At 73.9% G+C, this 4,955-nt stretch carries 5 protein-coding genes; 2 read left to right on the plus strand and 3 right to left on the minus strand.

From position 1 onward, the window contains the following. A partial coding sequence (locus G7A99_RS15920) for a hypothetical protein (protein ID WP_163141922.1) occupies window positions 1-761 on the minus strand: 761 nt, incomplete at its 3' end. 143 nt (window positions 762-904) lie between these two features. Between G7A99_RS15920 and glk the strand changes: the two genes are divergently transcribed. Together glk and G7A99_RS15930 are read left to right on the plus strand one after the other, a co-directional pair. Beyond that, a complete protein-coding gene (gene glk, locus G7A99_RS15925) occupies window positions 905-1,879 on the plus strand; it encodes a glucokinase (RefSeq protein WP_163141925.1) in 975 nt (324 codons plus the stop codon). 72 nt (window positions 1,880-1,951) lie between these two features. Then, window positions 1,952-2,431, plus strand: a complete 480-nt coding sequence (locus tag G7A99_RS15930) for a MarR family transcriptional regulator (RefSeq protein WP_163141928.1) — start codon at window positions 1,952-1,954, stop codon at window positions 2,429-2,431. 17 nt (window positions 2,432-2,448) lie between these two features. On the opposite strand, the gene G7A99_RS15935 is transcribed toward G7A99_RS15930, so the two are convergent. Together G7A99_RS15935 and G7A99_RS15940 are read right to left on the minus strand one after the other, a co-directional pair. After that, window positions 2,449-3,435, minus strand: a complete 987-nt coding sequence (locus G7A99_RS15935; RefSeq protein WP_163141931.1) for an NAD(P)H-quinone oxidoreductase — start codon at window positions 3,433-3,435, stop codon at window positions 2,449-2,451. Window positions 3,436-3,481: 46 nt separating this feature from the next. Beyond that, the coding region (locus tag G7A99_RS15940) for an RsmB/NOP family class I SAM-dependent RNA methyltransferase (RefSeq protein WP_205599876.1) at window positions 3,482-4,955 on the minus strand (1,474 nt) is incomplete at its 5' end.

The following is a 4,955-nucleotide window of genomic DNA, read 5'->3' on the forward strand; positions in this document are numbered from 1 at the left end:
GCCGCCGCCGGGGTATCGGCCGCCGCCGGCGCCGGCTGCTCCGCCGGATCGGTCCCGGCCTTCGCCCCGGCCTCGGGGAGTGCCGGGAGCTCCCCCTCCGAGGTCTTCACCGGGAGCACGACCCAGTCGGCGCGCTCCATGCGCGACTCCCAGCCGCGGCTCCAGACGGTGCCGCCCTCGTTGATCACCGCTTCGCGGGTGCCCACGCGGGCATCGGCGACGAACGCGCGCACCTCGTCCTCGGGCAATGGCTCGGAGACCGTGCCGAAGAGCACGTTGAGCCGGCCGTCCTCGACGAAGACCCGCGCCGTGGTCAGCCGCACGGGATCGAAGAAGGTGAAGCCGCCGCGCCGCGAGGCGGTGGCGAAGGCGACCGCCTGGTCCGGACCGGCCTCGGCAAGCCCGCGCACCAGGGTCGGCACCAGGACGTCGAGCTGGGCGACGCGAAAGAGCCGGATGGCGCGCTCGTTGTCACCGTCGCGCTCGACGCGCAGCTTGATGTCGTAGAGCGCCTGGCGCAGCCACTGGGGATCGACGTGTACCGGCTGATCATAGCCGCCACCGCGGGGCTCGGCGGCCACGAGCTTCACCCAGCCCCGGTCCGCGTCCGACCAGATGGTCTTCTGGCCGACGACCTCACCCGGCTGCGCCTTCTCCTGCCCCGCGCCGGGCGGCGGCGCGGTGACGCCGCAGCCGGTAACCGCGGCCGCCAGCAGCAGGCCCGCGGCCACACCCGTGATTCCCTTGGTCAGCGTGCCCATGGTCACTCCGTGTTCCGTTGTTGGTTTGACAGTCGTGCGTGGACGAAGACTATCACCGCTGTCCCCGTGACGTCCCCATCGCGCCGTGACGGAAACGTTACACTCGGCAGACAGGGATAACGAGACACCAGGAAAGAGCGCCCATGACAACGACCCACGCCAGTCCACCCTGGCTGATCGCGGACATCGGCGGCACCGGGGCCCGGTTCGCGCTGGCCTCCCCCGGGGACGGCTCGGTCCACCACGTCCGCGAGCTGGCCACCGCCGACTTCGCCGACCTCGCCGCCGCCGCGGGCCACTATCTCGACGGCCTGCCCGACGGGCCGCGCCCCCGCCAGGCCCTGTGCGCCATCGCGGCCCCGATCGCCGGGGACCAGGTCGAGCTGACCAACGGCTCGTGGCGCTTTTCCACGACGCAGACCCGGGACCGGCTGGGACTGGAGCGGCTGGAGCTGGTCAACGACTTCGTCGCACAGGCGCTGGCGGTGCCGGGGCTGTCCCCCACGGAGTGCGTGCCGGTGAACCCGGGCGCCGCGGCGCCGGGGGCACCGATGGCCGTGCTGGGTCCGGGCACCGGGCTCGGCGTGTCGGTGCTCGTGCCCTGCCCCGGTGGCGGCCATCACGCCATCGGCGGCGAGGGCGGGCACGTCAGCTTCGCCCCCTGCGACGAGCGCGAGGAGGCCGTCGCCCGGGCGCTGCGGCAGCGCTTCGGCCACTGCAGTGCCGAACGCGTCGCCTCCGGGGTGGGGCTCACCGCGGTCCACGACTGCCTCGCCGAAATCGCCGGCGCCCCCACCGGGGGCCTGTCGCCGGCGGAGATCATCGCCGGGGCGGACGCCGGCGACGCCCGCGCTGCAGAGACGCTGGCACTGTTCACCCGCGGGCTGGCGACGGTGGCCGCCGGGCTCGCACTGACCGTCGGCGCCCGCGGCGGCGTCTACCTGGGCGGCGGCATCCTGCCGCGCCTGGGAAACCGCTTCGACCACGCCATGTTCATGACCCGGTTCACCGCCAAGGGCCGGATGCGCGACTATCTCGCGACGATCCCCGTGTGGCGCGTGGACGCACCGCTGCCCGCCCTCGCCGGCCTCGCCCACGCCGTGACCGAACGGGGCTGAAGCGGACCCATCGCACGCCAGCATGTTACGATCAGGCATTAATAGTAGAACGACGATGACTAGGCACGGTCCATGACCCGTTCCACACAGACCGACGACGCGGCGGATATCGACCACCTCGGGCTCATGCTCGCGGAGACCGCCCAGCAGTGGCGCCAGGCCCTGGACACGCGGCTGCGCCCGCTGGGCCTCAGCCAGGCCAAGTGGCGCACCCTCATGAACATCTCCCGGGGTGGCGAGGGGCTCACCCAGCGGGAGCTCGCGGCCCGCACCGGCATCGAACCGCCGACGGTGGTGCGGCTGCTCGACCGTCTCGCCACCGACGGCTGGATCGAGCGCCAGGCCTGCAGCGACGACCGCCGGCGCAACCGCATCTACCTCACCGAGCGCGCCCACCGGGCGCTCGATCACATCATGAGCGTCGCCGCGGCACTGCGCGACGAGATGGTCGAGGGCCTCGACGAGGCGGAGCTGGAGACCACCGTCGCCGTGCTCGAGCGGCTGCGCAAACGCGCCGCGACGATCACGGAATCCGAGCGCGAGCGCGACTGAGCCGCGCCCGCGGCGGCTCAGCCGTGGGTGAGCACCAGCTTGCCAAGGTGCTGACCGGACTCCATGATCCGGTGCGCCTCCGGCGCCTGCGCGAAGGCCACGGTGCGGTCCAGCACCGGCGCCAGCGTTCCGTCCGAGAACCGCGGCAGCATTTCCGCCTCGAAGGCACGCACCACCTGGATGCGACGCTCCAGCGGCAGGCTGCGCATGGTCATCGCCCGGAGCGTGAGCCGGCGCATGAGCACCGCCCCGAGGTTCAGCTCGGTGCGGCTGCCCCCCATCATCCCCACCAGCACCAGCGTGCCCTCCGCGCGCAGCGCCTTGAGCGCCGCGGGCAGGCCGTCGCCGCCCACCAGGTCCAGGATCACGTCCGCCCCCTCGCCCGCGTTCGCCCCGCGCACCGCGTCCGCGAGTGACGCCTCACCGTCGTCGACGAAGGTGGCGTCCATGCCGTGGGCGCGCACCGCGTCCAGCCGGGCGGCGTCCCGGCCGGTGCCGAGACTCCGGGCCCCCATGGCGCGGACCAGCTGCACCGCCGCCGTGCCGATACCGGAAGTGGCGGCACGGACCACGCAGAAACCGCCCGGGCGCAGACCGCCCTCCAGGGCGATGGCGCGCCATGCGGTCAGGAAGGCCTCGGGGATCGCCGCGGCCCGGGCATCGTCCATGCCGGCGGGCACCGGCAGGGTCTCGCGCTCGTGCACGAGCACGCGCTCGGCGTAGGCGCCGCCGCCGACCAGCCCCATCACGCGGTCACCGACACGGCGTGCCACGCAGCCTTCGCCAACGGCCTCGACCTCGCCCGCATACTCCAGCCCGGGCACGTCCGCGACCACCCCCGGCGGCGCCGGATAGTGACCGAGGCGCTGGAGCACGTCGGCGCGGTTGACGCCCGCGGCGCGCACGCGCACCACGAGCTGGCCGGGGCCGGGGACCGGGTCCGGGCGCTCGGCAAGGGTCAGCGCCTCGGGGCCACCGGGTTCGGGGATGTGCCAGACCTGCATCGGCTCGTCTCCTATGGCGGGTGAATGCGTATTCGCGGACGCGGGCTCAGCGCCCGGCCCAGGCCTTGGGGTGAAGGCTGGCGAAGGCCACCCGGCCGTCGGCCTGGCGGCCACGCACGTGGGCCACGCCGATGCCGTGCCCCCGGTGGCGGACCAGCACGTAGGGTGCCTCGGGGACCTCGGCACGGTCGAGATACAGCGGCCGCCGCGCGATGTAGTCGGCAAGGCCCGCGTCGTCCACGTCCAGGGTATTCGCCTGCGCCGCCGGCGCCCAGGCCAGCGCGAACGCCGTGGTCGGCTTCGGCGGCCGGGCCTGCGTACCGAGCACCGGCAGACCGGTGGTCTGCGTCGCGAGCCCCGGCGGCAGGCGGTGGTCCGCGCTCACCGCGCTGAGGTAACGGCCGCCGCCACGGTGGGTGGTGACGCCGGCAAAGGCGTCCTCATCGAGCCCGTAGGTCGCGCCGAGCTCGTCGAGCACGGCGTCGTCCGCGCCCGCCGGGTGGACCAGCGCGCCGTCGGGTTCGGGACCGTCCACCTTCTCCAGCACCGCCGCGAAGAACCCGCCGGTGTCGTTCTGGTGCGGCCATACCCGCGCGGCCCCGGCGAGCGACGGATCGAAACCCGCACCCGCCCACTCGGTGATCCCCGGCGCGCAGTCGAAGCCGGACAGCCGGGCCGGGCGCACCGCGAGCTGGCCGGGAAAGGCGCGCAGCACCGCGTCCACCACCGCCTCGTTCTCCTCGGGCGCCACCGTGCAGGTGGAGTAGACGATGCGCCCCCCGACCCGCGCGAGCCGGACCGCCCGGGCGAGCAGCCGCCGCTGGCGCGCCGCCAGGCGCTCGCGCATCGCGGCATCGGCGACCTGGAAGTGCTTCATCGCGCGCTCGCCGACGACCTTGCGCCAGATCCCCTCGCCGCTGCACGGCGCGTCCACCAGGACGCGGTCGAAGGGGCCGTTGGAGAGCGCCAGGTCCTCGCCGGGGCGCAGGGTGATGCTGACGTTGAGCAGCCCCAGCCGGCGGATCGTACCCTGCAGCGGCGACAGGCGCCCGCGCTGGACCTCGTTGGCATGAACGGTGCCGCGATTGCCCATGGCCAGGGCGATCTGGGCGGTCTTGTTCCCCGGCGCCGCGCACATGTCCAGGACGCGCTCGCCGGGCAAAGGGTCGAGCAGCATCACGGGCACCGTCGCGACCGCCTCCTGGGACTGGTAGAGCCCCGCGAAGTAGCCCCAGTGGCCACCCGCCCCGAACCCTTCTGGCAGGCGCAGGGCACTCGGGTGCCAGGACAGCGGCGTGCTCCCGACCCCCGCCTCCGCGAGCAGGCGCCGCAACCCATCGCGGTCAATGCGCGTGGGATGCGGCCATACCGTGGGCGCCAACGGGCGGGCGAGGCTGTCCAGGAAGGCGTCCCAGTCGGGGACGATGGCGCGGTAGCGGCCGAAGACCTGCTCCGCCGTGGCATTCGGGGCGTCGTCGCTCATGGCACCATCGCGGCTGGTGGGGCGCGACAGTATGCCA

The organism is Arhodomonas sp. KWT (assembly GCF_010993615.1).

What these genes read in the sequence shown, in the direction of transcription:
- G7A99_RS15930 (WP_163141928.1), top strand. Translation starts at nt 1,952, where the DNA reads ATGACCCGTTCCACACAGACCGACGACGCGGCGGATATCGACCACCTC.
- glk (WP_163141925.1), top strand. Translation starts at nt 905, where the DNA reads ATGACAACGACCCACGCCAGTCCACCCTGGCTGATCGCGGACATCGGC.
- G7A99_RS15935 (WP_163141931.1), bottom strand. Translation starts at nt 3,435, where the DNA reads ATGCAGGTCTGGCACATCCCCGAACCCGGTGGCCCCGAGGCGCTGACC.